The sequence below is a fragment of the Pseudomonas sp. PDM25 genome, assembly GCF_019219045.1.
Taxonomy (GTDB): Bacteria; Pseudomonadota; Gammaproteobacteria; order Pseudomonadales; family Pseudomonadaceae; genus Aquipseudomonas.
This window is the reverse complement of record NZ_JAHUWL010000018.1, coordinates 77,908-93,658: the sequence shown is the minus strand read 5'-3', so window position 1 is coordinate 93,658 and position 15,751 is coordinate 77,908. Positions and strand designations below refer to the sequence as shown.

General features: G+C 61.3%; 17 protein-coding genes. 7 read left to right on the top strand and 10 right to left on the bottom strand.

What is annotated here, in order from left to right; all coding sequences use genetic code 11:
• Positions 1-45: 45 nt before the first annotated feature.
• Positions 46-486, top strand: coding sequence for an Ohr family peroxiredoxin (locus KW848_RS26715; protein WP_111448669.1), 441 nt, complete (start codon positions 46-48; stop codon positions 484-486).
• A gap of 133 nt (positions 487-619) precedes the next feature.
• A complete protein-coding gene (locus KW848_RS26710; protein ID WP_111448670.1) occupies positions 620-1,078 on the top strand; it encodes a MarR family winged helix-turn-helix transcriptional regulator in 459 nt (152 codons plus the stop codon).
• Positions 1,079-1,113: 35 nt separating this feature from the next.
• Here KW848_RS26710 and KW848_RS26705 read toward each other — a convergent pair whose 3' ends face one another.
• A complete protein-coding gene (locus tag KW848_RS26705) occupies positions 1,114-1,998 on the bottom strand; it encodes a LysR family transcriptional regulator (RefSeq protein WP_218538571.1) in 885 nt (294 codons plus the stop codon).
• A gap of 100 nt (positions 1,999-2,098) precedes the next feature.
• Here KW848_RS26705 and KW848_RS26700 point away from each other — a divergent pair, with 100 nt between their 5' ends.
• Positions 2,099-3,490 carry an aldehyde dehydrogenase family protein gene (locus KW848_RS26700; protein ID WP_218538570.1) on the top strand — a complete coding sequence of 464 codons (1,392 nt, stop codon included), beginning with the start codon at positions 2,099-2,101 and terminating at the stop codon, positions 3,488-3,490.
• Between the two features lie 45 nt (positions 3,491-3,535).
• Here the strand turns inward: KW848_RS26700 and KW848_RS26695 are convergent, their stop codons facing one another.
• Positions 3,536-3,907 carry a nuclear transport factor 2 family protein gene (locus KW848_RS26695; RefSeq protein WP_111448673.1) on the bottom strand — a complete coding sequence of 124 codons (372 nt, stop codon included), beginning with the start codon at positions 3,905-3,907 and terminating at the stop codon, positions 3,536-3,538.
• Positions 3,908-4,054: 147 nt separating this feature from the next.
• Between KW848_RS26695 and KW848_RS26690 the strand changes: the two genes are divergently transcribed.
• The gene (locus KW848_RS26690) at positions 4,055-4,735 is read left to right on the top strand and encodes a glutathione S-transferase family protein (RefSeq protein ID WP_218538569.1); all 681 of its coding nucleotides are present in this window, start codon (positions 4,055-4,057) and stop codon (positions 4,733-4,735) included.
• 18 nt (positions 4,736-4,753) lie between these two features.
• Here the strand turns inward: KW848_RS26690 and KW848_RS26685 are convergent, their stop codons facing one another.
• The gene (locus KW848_RS26685) at positions 4,754-5,698 is read right to left on the bottom strand and encodes an aldo/keto reductase (protein WP_192409673.1); all 945 of its coding nucleotides are present in this window, start codon (positions 5,696-5,698) and stop codon (positions 4,754-4,756) included.
• Positions 5,699-5,934: 236 nt separating this feature from the next.
• Here KW848_RS26685 and KW848_RS26680 point away from each other — a divergent pair, with 236 nt between their 5' ends.
• Positions 5,935-6,723, top strand: a complete 789-nt coding sequence (locus KW848_RS26680) for an alpha/beta hydrolase (RefSeq protein WP_218538568.1) — start codon at positions 5,935-5,937, stop codon at positions 6,721-6,723.
• Between the two features lie 10 nt (positions 6,724-6,733).
• On the opposite strand, the gene KW848_RS26675 is transcribed toward KW848_RS26680, so the two are convergent.
• Together KW848_RS26675 and KW848_RS26670 are read right to left on the bottom strand one after the other, a co-directional pair.
• A complete protein-coding gene (locus KW848_RS26675; RefSeq protein WP_218538567.1) occupies positions 6,734-8,005 on the bottom strand; it encodes an epoxide hydrolase family protein in 1,272 nt (423 codons plus the stop codon).
• A gap of 198 nt (positions 8,006-8,203) precedes the next feature.
• A complete protein-coding gene (locus KW848_RS26670; RefSeq protein ID WP_218538566.1) occupies positions 8,204-9,535 on the bottom strand; it encodes a PLP-dependent aminotransferase family protein in 1,332 nt (443 codons plus the stop codon).
• An 83-nt stretch (positions 9,536-9,618) separates the two neighbouring features.
• On the opposite strand from KW848_RS26670, the gene KW848_RS26665 reads away from it, so the two are divergent.
• A complete protein-coding gene (locus KW848_RS26665; RefSeq protein WP_218538565.1) occupies positions 9,619-10,509 on the top strand; it encodes a DMT family transporter in 891 nt (296 codons plus the stop codon).
• On the opposite strand, the gene KW848_RS26660 is transcribed toward KW848_RS26665, so the two are convergent.
• Positions 10,457-10,864 carry a hypothetical protein gene (locus KW848_RS26660; RefSeq protein WP_218538564.1) on the bottom strand — a complete coding sequence of 136 codons (408 nt, stop codon included), beginning with the start codon at positions 10,862-10,864 and terminating at the stop codon, positions 10,457-10,459. The two genes, KW848_RS26665 and KW848_RS26660, sit on opposite strands and share 53 nt — an antisense overlap.
• A gap of 173 nt (positions 10,865-11,037) precedes the next feature.
• Between KW848_RS26660 and KW848_RS26655 the strand changes: the two genes are divergently transcribed.
• On the top strand, positions 11,038-11,898 hold the full coding sequence (locus KW848_RS26655; protein WP_218538563.1) for a CAP domain-containing protein: 861 nt from the start codon (positions 11,038-11,040) through the stop codon (positions 11,896-11,898).
• Positions 11,899-11,914: 16 nt separating this feature from the next.
• Here KW848_RS26655 and KW848_RS26650 read toward each other — a convergent pair whose 3' ends face one another.
• The 4 genes from KW848_RS26650 to KW848_RS26635 form a co-directional block, all read right to left on the bottom strand.
• Positions 11,915-12,544 carry a glutaminyl-peptide cyclotransferase gene (locus KW848_RS26650; RefSeq protein ID WP_218538562.1) on the bottom strand — a complete coding sequence of 210 codons (630 nt, stop codon included), beginning with the start codon at positions 12,542-12,544 and terminating at the stop codon, positions 11,915-11,917.
• 36 nt (positions 12,545-12,580) lie between these two features.
• Positions 12,581-13,801, bottom strand: a complete 1,221-nt coding sequence (locus KW848_RS26645; protein WP_218538561.1) for a GntR family transcriptional regulator — start codon at positions 13,799-13,801, stop codon at positions 12,581-12,583.
• A gap of 157 nt (positions 13,802-13,958) precedes the next feature.
• A complete protein-coding gene (locus KW848_RS26640) occupies positions 13,959-14,612 on the bottom strand; it encodes a DUF2238 domain-containing protein (protein ID WP_218538560.1) in 654 nt (217 codons plus the stop codon).
• A gap of 97 nt (positions 14,613-14,709) precedes the next feature.
• Positions 14,710-15,627, bottom strand: a complete 918-nt coding sequence (locus KW848_RS26635; RefSeq protein WP_218538559.1) for a LysR substrate-binding domain-containing protein — start codon at positions 15,625-15,627, stop codon at positions 14,710-14,712.
• Between the last annotated feature and the right edge of the window lie 124 nt (positions 15,628-15,751).

Sequence of the window (15,751 nt, the reverse complement as noted above, 5' to 3'; positions counted from 1 at the left end):
AGCGCATACGAATCACAAACCCAACAACACGTTGAGGACTCAACCATGAACAAGATCGAAAAAGTCCTGGCCACAGGCAAAACCCACACGACATTCAGCGACGGTGCCAACTCTTCCCGCGGCCTCGCCATCGAGCTCTCGTCGCCGGGAAACCCTCGGCTGGCACACGAGTTCGCCGCCATTGTGCCGCACCCAACGGCAGAGCAGTTTTTCGCCGGCGCATGGTCGGCCTGCTACACCGCTGCCGTCGAGCTGGCGGCGAAAAATATGCAGGTGACGCTGCCGCCCAATCTGGCCATTGATATTGAGGTCGATCTGGGTCAGACCGGTCCGGCCTACTTCCTCCAGGCCCGGCTGACGCTTCGCGTGCCAGGCTTGACGCAAGCCGTCGCGACGGAGCTGGCGCACGCTGCAGACCAAATCTGCCCGTACTCGAAGGCAACGCGCGGCAATATCGACGTGGTCATCAACGCCCTGACCGCATGATGCACCGTACGACCGGTTCGACTTCCGCCGTCGAGCCGGTCGCCACCGTCAGTTAGAGTCGTTCCGACACAATCGCATACGAGGTATATTTCAGTTTTTGCGAGCCATCCGTCTTTGGCCAACGAGGAAGCACATGAAACCCACAGACAACACCCCTGCTGATCTAAAGCTCTCCGAATTCCTGTGTTTTGCGGTCTATTCCACCAACCTGGCCTTCGGCAAGGCATACAAGCCGATACTCGAACAGCTTGGGCTGACCTATACGCAATACATCACCATCGTCGCGCTGTGGGAGGAAGACCATCAGACCGTCGGCAGCCTTGGCGAGAAGCTGTTTCTGGAATCGAACACCCTGACCCCGATCCTGAAGAAGCTGGAAGCGATGGGCTTTTTGCAAAGGCAGCGCGACCCCGAGGACGAGCGCCAGGTACGGATCAGCCTGACGAAGAACGGTCGACAGCTGCGCGAAAGCCAACCGGAAATGGGCCTCGCCGACGCGACGGGCCTGACGCTCGACGAGTTCACGATTTTGCAGAAGGCGATCGTGAAGTTGCGCGGCAATCTGATCAAATCGACGAAAGCCGGGGAATGAGCCGGCCAGTCGATCTGGACATTTTCGCGCGCGAACTAGCGCACCACCTCATCCCCCACCACCCCGCGCTCCTCCAGCAAGCGCACAAACATGGTCAGGCTTTGCGACACCGTCCCCCGGCGCCACACCAGCCAGGTGCGCAAATAGCGGAACGATTCCGATAGCGGCCAGACGCTCACCGTGGTGCATCCGGGCATGCTGTCGAGCATGCTGCGGGGCATCAGCGCCAGGCCTGCACCGGCGCTGACGCACGCCAGCATGCCGTGATAGGACTCCATTTCGAAAATCTTGCCGGGCACCGCCGCGTCCTTGGCGAACCAGCTTTCGAAGTGATGGCGGTAGGAGCAATTGGAGCGGAAGGCGTAGATGTTTTCGCCATTAACATCCCGCGCACGATGGATGGGGGAATGGTTGAGCGGTGCGATTACCACCATTTCTTCCTCAAACGCCGGCACGCCTTCCAGTGCCGGGTGCAGCACCGGTCCATCGACAAACGCTGCCGCCAGTCGGCCCGACAACACCCCGTCGATCATGGTCCCCGAAGGCCCGGTGGACAGGTCCAGCTCAACCTTGGCGTACTTCTGGTTATACGCAGCCAACAGCTCAGGGATGCGCACCGCAGCGGTACTCTCCAGTGATCCCAACGGAAACGAACCCTGCGGTTCTTCGCCCGCCACCGTCGCGCGAGCCTCCTGGACCAGGTCGAGGATGCGCCGGGCATAGTCGAGAAAACTCCAGCCGGCCGGCGACAGGCGCAGACGGCTCTTCTCGCGGATAAACAGGTCCACGCCCAGATCCAGCTCCAGCTGCTTGATCCGCGTCGTCAGGTTCGACGGCACCCGATGGATGTGCTGAGCCGCCGCGCTGATGCTGCCGTGTTCGGCGACGGCTTTGAAAATTTCCAGCTGAACCAGATCCAAGTCATTCTCCAAACGTGAACGATATGCTCAGTATTATTCAGTTTCCAGAAAACAAACGCCACCGTAACCTGAGCGCATCCCCACCTCGCAGGACGGTGCCATGACTCAAGTTTCCAGCCTCACCCATGCCATTTCGATCAACCCCGCCACCGGCGAACAGATCGGCCACTACCCTTTCGAATCCGCATCGGCTCTGGACGCCGCCCTGTCCCGTGCCGCTGCCGGGTACCGCGCCTGGCGCAGCAAACCGGTTGATCAACGCTCGCCGTTGTTGATCGCCCTGGCGAAGGCATTGCGCGACAACGCCGCCGCGATGGCGAACATGATCACCCTGGAAATGGGTAAGCCGATCACTCAGGCGCGCGGCGAAATCGAAAAATGCGCGCAACTCTGCGAGTGGTACGCCGAACACGGCCCGGCGATGCTGAACGCTGAGCCGACGCTGGTGGAAGGTGGAAAAGCGCGCATTGAATACCGCCCACTCGGCCCGATTCTCGCGGTGATGCCATGGAACTTCCCGATCTGGCAGGTTCTGCGCGGCGCCGTTCCAGCGCTGATCGCCGGCAACACCTACGTGCTCAAACATGCGCCCAACGTGATGGGCAGCGCCTATCTGTTGCGCGAAGCCTTCAAGCAAGCCGACTTTCCCGAAGGTGTCTTCGAAGTCATCAATGTCACGCCGGACGGCGTCTCCAGCGCAATCGCCGATCCCCGTATCGCAGCAGTCACCCTCACTGGCAGCGTGCGAGCCGGCATGGCCATCGGCGCTCAAGCCGGTGCGGCGCTGAAGAAGTGCGTGCTGGAACTGGGCGGTTCCGATCCGTTCATCGTGCTCAACGATGCCGACCTCGACGAAGCGGTCAAAGCCGCCGTGATTGGCCGTTATCAGAACACCGGGCAAGTTTGCGCAGCGGCCAAACGCTTGATCGTCGAGCAAGGCATCGTCGAGGAATTCACACGTAAGTTCGTCGAAGCCACGCAAAAACTGGTGGTCGGTGATCCGCTGGCCGCCGACACCTACATCGGCCCGATGGCCCGCTTTGATCTGCGTGATGAACTGGATCAACAGGTGCGCGACACCCTGGAAGAAGGCGCGACACTGTTGATGGGCGGCAAGAAGGCTGAAGGCCCCGGCAACTTTTACGAGCCCACGGTGTTCGGTGATGTCACCGACCAGATGACCTCGTTCAAACAGGAACTGTTTGGCCCGGTAGCCTCGATCATCACCGCACGCGATGCGGCCCATGCTCTGGCGCTGGCGAATGACAGCGAATTCGGTCTCGCCTCAACCATTTACACACGCAACGTCGAGCTTGCCGAGCAGATGGCCGATGAACTGGAAACCGGTGGTGTGTTTATCAATGGCTATTGCGCCTCCGATCCGCGTGTCACTTTCGGCGGAGTGAAGAAAAGCGGTTTTGGTCGTGAGCTCTCGCATTTCGGTGTGCGCGAATTCTGCAATGCCCAGACGGTGTGGCTGGATCGGCACTGATTGCATAACGATGCCCGGGAGCCCTTTGGCTCCCGGGCTCACGTGCTATTCGTTCAGGTAATACAGTTTGTTCACAATCATCCAGCGATAGTTGATGTTCAGTAGCGACAGATAATCGGTAAAGCGCATGCCGAGATATTCATCAATGACTTTTACCGCGGCGGCATCGCCCGTGATATCGATGCTGAGTACTTCCCAAAATGGTTTGACCTCTTTGGGCGCCGGCCCTTCGGCCTTGATCGCGCCGATAAATTCCTCCAGCGATAACCATTCAAGCTTGTCTTCGTAATGGCCAATGATGCGGCAAGCAGGATGAAAGGCTTGTCGCAGCAAGGCTTCATCGGCGAACACCATGCCTTCCACATAATTGCGGACCACCACGTTGATGTGTTCTTTAGCCAGCGATTGAGTCGTCATGTCATACCTCCAGCGTTCTCGTCCTCGCACCGCCGGATCAGGTTGTTCGAACGTCTATTCCACCCTGAAAGTCTAGCACCGCGCGCCTGACCGTCCTGGACGGCGACTATGATGATGAGGGTCACCTGCCTTTCGAGGAGCTGAGAGATGTCGCTGACTCTTTACTACCATCCGTTGTCGTCGTTCTGCCACAAAGTGCTCATCGCGCTCTATGAAAACGCTATCGACTTCGAAAAGCGGATCATCGATCTCGCCAACGATGCAGACAGAACAGAGCTGCAAGCGCTGTGGCCGTTCGGCAAGTTCCCGGTCATCCGCGACCATGCTCGCCAACGCAACGTGGCGGAGACCACGATCATCATCGAATACCTGGACCGATTTTATCCGGGTGAACATCCACTCGTTCCCAACGATTGGGACACCGCGCTGGAAGTCCGTCTGTGGGACCGAATCTGCGACCACTACCTACAAACGCCGCTGCAACAGATCGTGCTCGATCGCATCCGCGACGCTCACGGCGATTTGACCAGAGAACGTTCCACACTGCGGACAACGTACGGCATGCTCGACCACCAGATGGCGTCGAGAATCTGGCTCGCCAGTGCAGATTTCAGCCTGGCCGATTGCGCCGCGGCCCCGGCGCTTTTCTATGCCAGCACGCTCGAGCCGTTCCCCGACGACTATGGCCACTTGAAAGCTTATTTCGAGAGACTGATGAATAGACCGTCCGTCCAGCGGGTCATTGACGAAGCCAGGCCCTGGTTTTCGTTTTATCCATTTGAAGAGGCGATCCCGAAGCGATTTCGCCAGCCGCCGGACAACACCTGACCGGCCTCGAAAGTTCGCCTACCCCACCACGTCAATCAACTGCTCGCGCTGCGCCCCCGTCAGCATCGGACCAAAACCGGCACCGGCATTTTCCGCCATGTAACGCGGGTTGCTGGTGCCGGGGATCACGCAGGTCACCGCCGAATGCGTCAGCAGGAACTTGAGCGCCAGTTGCGCCCAACTGTTGACCCCCACTTGTGCGGCCCAACCCGGTAGCGGCTTGCCCTTCAAGCGCGCGAGCAAATCACCGCCGCCGAAGGGCCGATTGCAGATCACCGCCACGCCCCGCTCGCGACACAGCGGCAGGATGCGTTTCTCGACGCCGCGATCGTCCAGGGCATAGTTGATCTGCAAAAAGTCCAACGGCTCGGCCTTGAGCACCGCTTCCACCTCGTCATACGCCGACGCCGTGTAATGGGTGATGCCGATGTAACGAATGCGCCCTTCTTCCTTCCATTTGCGCAGCGTGGGCAAATGGGTTTTCCAGTCCAGCAGGTTGTGAATCTGCATCAGGTCGATCCGGTCGGTCTGCAGCAGCTTGAAAGACTGTTCCATCTGCGCGATGCCTTCTTCGCGGCCACGGGTCCACACCTTGGTGGCCAGAAACGCCGGCGAGCGCGGCTCATGAATCGACAGCAGCTCACCGGTCGTCTGTTCGGCGCGGCCGTACATGGGCGAACTGTCGATCACCTTCCCACCCTTCTCGAACAACGCGCGCAGCACCGCAGGCAGTTGCTTGTAGGCCGGACTTGAAGGCTCGACATCAAAACCGCGATACGTGCCCAGCCCAACGATCGGTAAGCGTTCGGCGCTGGATGGAATGGCCCGGGTCAGCATGTTCTTGCCTCCTGTTTCGGTCGACGGCGTGGATGCTGCAAAAGCCGGATCGAAGGTGAAAACCGCCGAAGCACCGGCAGCCAGCGTGAGTATTTTTCGACGCGTGTAGCCATCAGTGTGGCTCATGAAATTGCCCTTCCACATTTTTGCTGTCAGCCACGGTCCACCGCACTTCTCGCGCCGCACGCACGAGGCTGGCCACATCAGCATAGCTACCGGCGACTGCACCGCTTTTTCCGACGGCAGGACGTTGAGCCATTTCACAGCGACGGGCATGGGTGCCCCTCCCGGTGCGTCGCGCTATCGGTCTACTACACTCTGACAGCGATCAAGCGATAGCCGTCTTCAGGCCAGAGCCGCCAATGCCGCCCACTAAAGTTAGCCGAATGCCACGCATCCTGGTGTCAACCGTCGTCATCATCGCCGTCGTGTATCTGGCGCTCTGCGCTGCGCTGTTCGTGTTTCAGCGCGCCCTCATCTACTTCCCGCAACCCCGCGCCGTCGGCACCTCGGCAACGCTGCTCACGCTATCGGTCGACGACGCGCAGGTGCTGGTGTCTGTCAGGCCTCACGAGGGGCCGAACGCGTTGATCTATTTCGGTGGAAATGCCGAAGATGTCTCCCGGAGCCTGCCTTCGTTTTCCGCAGCCTTTGCCGATCACGCCGTCTACTTGCTGCACTACAGAGGCTACGGTGGCAGTTCCGGATCGCCCTCCGAGGAGATGATTTCGCGCGACGCCCTGACCTTGTTTGACCTGGTCTACGCCACCCATCCACACATTACGGTGGTCGGTCGCAGCCTAGGCTCGGGCGTCGCCGTGCGCCTCGCCAGCCAACGCCCGGCGGCGCGTCTGGTGCTGATCACGCCCTACAACAGTGTTGAAGAACTCGCCGCCTGGCAGTTCCCCATTTTCCCGGTGAAGTGGTTGCTCAAGGACACCTTTGAATCCTGGAAGTACGCCGCCCACATCACGGTGCCGACGCTGTTGATCGCGGCGGAGCACGACGAAGTGATACCGCGTTCCAGCACCGAGCGGCTCTTCACGCATTTCGCCAAGGGGGTGGCGTCGCTGAAGGTCATACCGGGTACGGGGCACAACTCGATATCCGAGAGCCCCGAGTACCTCAAGGTGTTGGGCGCTGGTTTGTAAATGGCGGCGACTAGCGCAGCGACCGGAACGCAGTGCGAAGCTCCTCGGTAAACAGCTGCGGCTGTTCCCAGGCCGCAAAGTGGCCGCCCTTGTCGGCCTGATGGAAGTAGATCAGGTTGCTATAGGCGCGCCGGGCCCACGACTCCGGCGGGCAGTAGACATCCTCTGGAAACACGGTGACGGCCACCGGCAGCGAAATCTCGGTGGTTTTCTGTGCGGCCGAAGAAAGCGGGCTTCGCCCCATGTTCTCCCAGTAGAGCCTGGCTGCCGAGGCGGCGCTATTGGTCAGCCAGTAGAGGGTGATGTCGTCCAGCACTTCATCCTTGGTCGGCAACTGTTGCGGGTCGGCGCCGTATGTCCACCGGGCAAAGCCTGGATGCACGAGCATGAGCGCGGCGAGGAAGGCCGGTGAATCCATCGCGCCGTAACCGATCATCTGCGGCCGCGCGGCCATCATCGCGCTGTACGCCAGGTTCCCCTGTTTGACGAGCGTGGCGACGGCGTCGTAGGTCGCGCGTTCCTTGTCGGAAAATCCCGCCGGTGCCGGTCCGCCGACAGCGAGCGCCGCGCTCGCTTCCGCCGGTATCGTGGCGGGCAGGTTAAGGTGAATGCCGCGCAACCCGGTCGGCGCCTGGCGCGCCATCGCGCTGGTAATGGGCGCGCCCCAGTCGCCACCTTGGGCGACGTAGTGGGTGTACTCGAGGCGCTGCATCAACTGCGCCCAGACCCGCGCGATGTGGTCCGGGTCCCAACCGATACCACTCGGTTTGCCGGAGAAGCCGTAGCCAGGAATGGACGGAATCACCACGTCGAAGGCATCTGCCGCATTGCCCCCGTGCGCGGTCGGGTCGGTGAGCGGACCGACGACCTTGATGAACTCGAATACCGAGCCTGGCCAACCGTGGGTCATGATCATCGGCAAAGCGTTCGGGTGCGGGGAGCGCACCCAGATAAAGTGGATCTCGACCCCATCGAGGGTGGTCACGTACTGCGCCAGAGTATTGAGCTGCGCTTCGGCCTTGCGCCAGTCGTAGTCCGTGCCCCAATAGCGAACCAGCGCCTGCAGTTGTTCCAGCTGTGCGCCCTGTGATCGATCGGAAACCGTCTCTTTGTCCGGCCAGCGGGTCGCCGCGATACGGTTGCGCAGATCGGTGAGGTCCTTGTCCGCAACATTGACGTGGAAGGGTTGAATGGCCTGGGGATCGGCGGCGGGAGCGGCGCTGGCGAGGGCCGAGACGCAAAGCGCGAGGGTCGCGATAGCGACCGCGAATGGGTGCTTCATCTTCATTACCTCAGTTGAGGATCACGATGAGTGATGAGTGTGCGCTTATCGGTCACCGAAGACGCTTTACCAACCGGCCAGAGAACGCATTGGGTAATGCCATATCGCAAGGGCGAAAGCTTCGCCACGCGTCAGGGCGCTTGCGTAATCTGCAGCGGACTTGACCTTTCAATATAGATGGCGGTGGGCGACTTCGGGCTATGAATAGGCACCAATCACCCACTTCACTTTTTCCAGCGCCTCCCGCAGTGCGCCCATCTCTGCCGACCCCAGCGCCAAGCGAATTGCATGCGGTACATGGGCAGACGTCGCAAAAGGCTCAGCGGTTGAAATCGCGACTTTTTCACGCAGCAACGCCGCGGCGATCTGGTCGGCCCTCGCATCTTCAGACAGAGGCAGCCAAAGAAAATAGGACGACGGGTGGCGAATGCACGGAAGGCCCGTCAGCACTTCTGCGGCGATGGCTTGCCTGGCCTGCGCATCCTGGCGTTTTTCAGCTTCCAGTTGCATGACGGTGCCATCGTCGAGCCACGTGCTCGCGATCGCCGTCAGCACACCCGGAGTATTCCAGGTGGTCGCCCTGATCGTGCGCTCCAGCGCGGGGACTTTTTCGGCCGGGGCGGCGACGAAACCTACGCGCAGTCCAGTGGCCACACTCTTGGAGAGTCCTGAAACGTAAACGGTCCGCTCGGGTGCGAGTTGCGCTATCGGTGCCGGCGGGTTCTCGGCAAGGAACGCATAGGCAGCGTCCTCGATGATCAGCAAGTCATGCTTGCGCGCAATCGTCACCAGCGAGTCGCGCTGATCGGCACTCATCACCCATCCCAGTGGATTGTGCAGCGTCGGCATCGAGTACACCGCCCGCACGCGGCGACTCCGGCACAGACGGTCCAGCGCCTCCAGATCAGGCCCCTGTTCGGTCACGGGAATGGGCACGATTTCAAGGTGCAAGGCTTCGGCCAGCACGATGAACCCTGAATAGGTCAGCGCATCCGCAGCAATCACATCACCGGGTTGCAGCAGCGCCATCATCGTCACGGCCAGCCCATGCTGAGCGCCACTGACTATCAGCACTTGCTCGGCCTCCACCGTCAGCCCTCGGGCGAGTAAATGACGCGCCACCGAGGCGCGCTCATGCAGGCGCCCGGCGTGTGGCTGGTAGCGCAACAGGGATTCCAGATCACCGCCCGAGGCGAGTTGGCGCAGGGCATTTCGCAAGAGTTCTGCCTGCCCCGGCAGCGAGGGATAGTTGAAGTTGAGGTCGGTCATTCCCACGGCAACGTTTTTCTGGTCGATGCCCAAACCCGGCGGCAAAGACGTCTCCCGCACGAACGTGCCTCGCCCCGTCTCGCCGCTGACCAGGCCCATGGCTTCGAGCTCTGCATAGACCCGGCTGGCGGTCACCAGCGCCAGCCCTTCTGTCGCCGCCAGTTGGCGATGCGTCGGCAAGCGCGTGCCCGGCAACAATCGGCCTGACCGGATGTCAGCCGCCAAAGCATCCACTAATGACTTGTACCGTGAGCGAGGCATGTCGAGATGTATCCATGACAATTTTTTGATTGTAGTGATCATCGACCATACGATGGATCTCTGCAAATTCAGAGAGCCCTCACATGGAACGGACCCTGCAAAACCCAACGACGGAAAAGACCGCGAGCGGATGGCTCAACGGGTTCATCGGCGTGCTGATTTTCAGCGGCTCGCTGCCGGCCACACGGCTGGCCGTGCTGGAATTTGACCCGGTGTTTCTGACCGTTGCCCGAGCGGCGATTGCCGGGCTCCTGGCCCTTTGCATGCTGGTGCTGTTTAAAGAAAAACGTCCGGCCAAGCATCAGCTTATGCCTTTGGCGATCGTGGCAATGGGCGTTGTAGTGGGGTTTCCGCTGCTGACGGCGCTGGCGCTGCAGTACGTGACGTCGGCGCATTCCATCGTCTTCGTTGGCTTGTTGCCACTCGCCACTGCGGTGTTCGGCGTGTTGCGCGGCGGGGAGCGTCCACGGCCGGTGTTCTGGTTCTTCTCAGTGCTGGGCAGCGCGTTGGTCGTCGGGTTTGCCGTCTCCCAAGGCCTGACCGCTTCGCCGACCGGCGACATCCTCATGCTGCTGGCCATCCTCGCCTGCGGGCTGGGTTATGCCGAAGGTGCGAAGCTTTCAAGAACCCTGGGAGGTTGGCAGGTGATCTCTTGGGCATTGGTCCTGTCGCTGCCCGTCATGGTCCCGCTGACCTGGTTCATAGCCCCGGCTTCGTTCTCGGGAGTCACCCCAGCCGCGTGGTTGAGCCTGGCTTACGTGTCGCTCTTCAGCATGTTGATCGGCTTCGTATTCTGGTACCGCGGGCTGGCCCAAGGAGGGATTGCCGCCGTCGGCCAGCTGCAACTGCTGCAGCCGTTTTTTGGGTTGGCGCTGGCGGCCACGCTGCTTCACGAGCACGTCAGCATCGGCATGCTGGGGGTTACCGTCGCGGTGATCCTTTGCGTGGCCGGGGCGCGAAAGTTTTCGAAGTGAGCGAGCGCGACAAGCGTTGCTGCCAGTTTCCGCCATTGGCGCGCTGGCAGGCTTCTTCAGAATCGAACTGCACATGGGCCGATACCGGGCTGACGAGAACGTCCGCTTCGCTCAACGCAACGGCAGTCAACTCAAGCATGCGCTCGCCCTGCCCGCTGGCCAGCGCCTGATCTTTATTGGCCTGCGTATCGAAGACCCAGATAACCCGCAGACTGGAGGGAAACAGGTCGTAATCGATCTCGTGGGTCAGCCAGCAGAACCCGACGATGTCCACTTTGGCCGTCTCACACGCCTCGGTCAGGGTGGCAATCAGGCGACGCTCGATCTGCGCCTGATCGCGTTTGCTTAACGGCATGGGTGAATCCTTGTGACGGGTAAAAAGAAGCCATCATACGACACCTCCATGTCCTCGTTGGCGGACGCACTGCGCCCAGCTGAAATATGTCTCTTTCGCCCGTGAACCTTGTGTTGAAGCGCCAGTCATAGCCGAGCCGTGAATTCCACTTGCCCGCTCAGAGCTATTCATCCATGCGCCAAACCCGCCTGTTCGTTCGCGTTGCCTCGCTCTGTTTCATTCCTCTGTTTTCCCTGTTCGCCAACCCCGCCCACGCCGGTGCTGAAAGGCAGTTGGTGGAAGCCATCAACGACTACCGCGCTCATCCCGATCGATGCCTGGGGCGCGCCGGTCGTGCGTTATCACCGCTGGCGTTGAAGTCGAACCTGGCTTTGCCGATCGGCTATGGCGGCGGTTTGCGTGATCGATTGAAGGCGTCCGGCTATCAGGCGGTGACCGTTCGCACGATTCGCGTGGTCGGGGCTCAGGATGCCGATGAGGCCTTCGACATGCTCCAGAGCGATTACTGCGGGGCGTTGCTCGATACCCAATATGCCGACATTGGCGTCAGTCGCGCCCGGAGTGAATGGCAGGTGGTGCTGGCGCAGCCCGTGCTGGACAGTCGCGTGGGTGATTCGCGTGCCGTCAGCAAAGCGTTGCTGGCACAGGTCAATGCGGCACGCTCCACGCCGCGACTTTGCGGTCGTCAGCGCTTCGCCGCCGCACGGCCATTGGCCTGGAACGCAGCCCTGGGCGCAGCGGCGCAAGGGCACAGCAAGGCGATGGCCTACGGCAACTACTTCGCCCACAAGGACCCCGACGGTGACATGCCTGCAGACCGGGCCAGAGCCGCAGGTTTCCGTGGCCGGCAGATCGGCGAGAACATCGCCGCCGGCCAGGGTTCACCGAGCAAGGCCATGTCGGGCTGGCTGGCCAGCCCGGGGCATTGCGCCAACCTGATGAACCCGATGTTTACCCAGGTGGGCGCAGCCTATGCGGCGGACGCGCGTAGCGATGAAGGCGTTTATTGGACGATGTTGTTTGGCGCGCCTTGAGTGATTGAGCGGCGCCTTATTCAGGGCGTCGCACCGCCCTCACCTTTCCACTGCCACCGCCGCCGCAGAAAAACTGATCGCCACCATCCGATTCAAGCCCCGACACCCCGACGCCGGCCGGCAGCTTCACACTCTCCAACACCTCGCCGGTGGTCGAATCGATATGGCGTAACTCACTCTCGTCTTCTTCCCAGGTGCCATGCCACAACTGACCGTCGACCCAAGTCACCCCGGTGACAAAACGATTGGATTCAAGGGTGCGCAGAATCGCGCCGGTCTCGGGATCGATCTGATGAATCTTGCGATCCCGATACTCGCCGACCCACAGCGTCCCTTCCGCCCACGTCAGCCCTGAGTCACTGCCGCCAGGCGCCGGAATTGTCGCGAGTACACGGCCGGTCTGCGGGTCAATTTTCTGGATGCGATCCTCGGCGATCTGGAACAGGTGCTGGCCGTCGAAGGCGGTGCCGGCATGGGCAGCGACATCGATTGAGCGCAGTGTCTTGCCGCTCGCCGGGTCCAGGGCGTTGAGTTTGTCGCCGGTGGCAAACCACACGTGCCGGCCGTCCCAGGTGACGCCGTGCACCTTGTCGACACCGGCAAAGGGTCCATATTCACGAACGATTTTGGCTGCTGACTGTTTCATGTTGGCATTCCTCGTTACGGGTGGGTGACGTTCATCCTAGTCACCCGGCAGTGGCACCGGGAGTAACAAGGTCGTCGCGAAACCCGGCACCGGCGGGGTCATCCAGCGACGCGCCCGACCGCGACCGAACGACTGCACCTTGCCCGCGCGGGCCAGTTCGTCGAGTGCCCGTTGCACCGTGCGCTGGCTGACGCCAAGGGCCAGCGCCAGGGCCGAGCTCGACCACGACTCACCATCGACAAGGAAAGCGAACACCGACCCGTGCTTCTCTTCGACGTGTTGCGCCAGCACCACAACGTCGGAGGCAACCAGCGACACCAGGGCAAACCCGCGCTGGGTAGCCGTCACACCGGCCAAGGGTTTCAGCGCCGCGCGCAGTCGCCCGACTTCGACTCGCAACCGCGCGCGAAGGGACTCATCGGCATGCTTCAAACGAAAGGCCCGGGCAATCAGCATTTCCCTCGACACGTCGGCTGGCCACGCTTCGGCCAGTGCCCGTGCGAGGGCGAACAAGACAGGGCGTGTGGCGAGGGAGACCGACATGCCGGCGCCACGCACCACGTAGCGACAGGCGTCAACGACCAGCGACGTGGACGCGAGCAACGCTTCAACCTCCTCCAGCAACAGAGGCCGTTCTTCGCCATGGGCAATCAAACGCGCGACGGGCGTGTTCAGGACAAGGGCAGCGTTTTCCACCTCGGCCGTCAGCGCAGGAATATCGGCATCGCGCGCGGCGTGCTCGGCCCTTGTGAGTGCAGACCGCGCCTTGTTCGTCTCGAGTCGTCGCATCGCGATCCCCGCCACGACCAGTTCGTGGGCGGCGCGCAATGCCGGCGGCAATGGCGCGGGGTCAAGCTCGGCGAGCAGCACGTCAGCCTCTTCGAGATGCCCGATCAGCAGCAAACGCCGAATCTGCAGATACCGCGCATGAGCGGCGTTCACTCGATCGCCGTGTGCCTCAAGCGTCAACCGCGCCGACTCGAGTGCCTTCACCGGCCAGCCCAACTCCCGGGAGGCCAGCGCGATCTCGGCCTCGGCGACCACACAGCGCGCCCGAGCCAAGGCCTCCTTCGGCCCGAAGGCCCGCGCCGCCCTCTGCACCAGCGCCTTGGCTCGCACCAGATCGCCGAGTTGCGCCATCGCAATCCCGCGCAACGCCAGCGCCGGCGCATCGTCGCGCAACGCGACCCGGTTCAGCGCGCCGAGCGGATCACCCGCTGCCAGCGCCTGCGCTGCGGCCGTGATCAGCGAGTCCATCGCATTCCCGCCACCGTTGTCACTCCCACTGTCGGATGTTCGCTGTTGAGTCTATCTCACGATGACCCATCACGAAGGGCGTGACTCTAAAGCCGTAGGTGCCTGCCCCGCCTCTGGGAAATCCTTAAGCGGGTATCGGTTTTTCTTATCGGGTGATTTAAAACGGTTGCTCAGCCTGAGGAACGGCGCGTTTTTGCTTGCACAGCAAAACCACACACTCGCTGACGAAGGCGCCGACCACCGCCAATGCCATGTCTTTCTGTGAATCCCAGGGATCGTTCTGCGCACCGATGAAGGCACGCGAGGTGTCGTCGCCCAGGTAGGCGCCGCCGATCCATTCCACCATTTCGTAAATGGCCGACGTCGACAGAATGATGTTCAACGCCATAAACACCAACCAGAAACCCCGCAACGGCGTCAGGCGCACCAACACTTCTCGAATGGGATAAACCATAAACAGCCCATAACTCAAATGGACCAGCCGATCAAAATGATTGCGCTGCAACCCCAGCGCTTTATCGAGGCTGACCCCGGTCAAGGCTGAACACCATTGGTCGTACGGCACCTTGGCATAGGTGTAGTGGGAACCCAGTTCGTGAATGCACAGGAAAACGAATACCAGGCTGATGGCAACCGCCGACAGGCGAAACCGGCCAGCGACAGCCACCAATGTGCCCACTAATAACAGCACCAAGAGGTTTTCCAGTGCCCAATCCACTCGGCTGCGGGGTGAATAACCCGACACCACGACGATCAACACAAACAGCATCAGCAGCGTCAGGTCGTATCGCTGGTGTGCCTTGGGCTGCATGGTTTGAGTTCCTCAGTCGGAGAGTGAGTCCTTCTACAGGGATCAATTGATCGCGAGTCCGGTTCACGCCCACCGACAAAAGGTTGCCCTCACAACGTCATCGTCCCGCCGCCCACCCCGGCTGCCGTCCGAAGTCTTTGAACAGTTCAAAAATGGTCGCTTTGACCTTTTGCACCGCGTTGCTCTCCACGACTGTGTCATGCCAGCACAGCGAAAGATCACGGGTAAACAGTCGATGATCGATCCTGGCCAGTTTGAGCCTGTGTTGCTCAAGTTCAACATGGGCGGCCGCCCACGGCAGGATGGTCACGCCCAGTTTGGCCAGGACGGCCGAGAACAGCAGGTCCGTGGAGTTGGCCTCGAACTCGACCTCACAGTGCAGGCCAGCCTCCTGGAAGGCCGACTCGACCCGGCTGCGAATCGTGTTCGGCGCGCAGGGCAACACCAGCGGCATCTTCGCCAACGCCTCGATCGACACCGGTCCATCCGGTAACGAAAACTCGGGCCACGCCACCAGGTACAGCGTTTCGGTGAACAGCCGCTGCATGGCCATGCCACGGGTGTCGACCGCATCGACATTCACCGCCAGCGCCACCCGCCCCACCGTGATCAGCCGCCCCAGGTCGGCGCTCGGGGCATCGATCAACTCCAGCTTGATGCCCGGATAGCGACTGCGAATCGTGCGCGCAAGCGGAATCGCCAGCATGCGGGCGGTACTCGACGGCATGCCGACCGACACTTTGCCCTGCGGGAATTCGGCGTCCTGACGTAGCAGTTCCTGGGTGCCGTCGGCCTGGCGCAGCAGTTCGATGGCGTGCCGATACAGCGTCTGCCCGGCCGCCGTGGGCACCACGCCATGCACGCTGCGCTCGAGCAGTTGCATGTCCATGTCCCGTTCCAGATTGCGCATCTGCTGGCTGATCGCAGGCTGCGCAATATGCAGCGCTTCGCTGGCGCGGGTGATGTTGCCGCACTCGACCACTTTGATGAAATACCGCAACTGGCGCAGGTCCATGCATCCCTCCAAAGCCATATAAATTTCCGATGGAATCAGAGGAATATCATATTTGAAGCTTATGAGATACGACGCCTAGACTCGTCTCACAACAAACGAAGCGCCAACGGCCGCGACCGGCAAG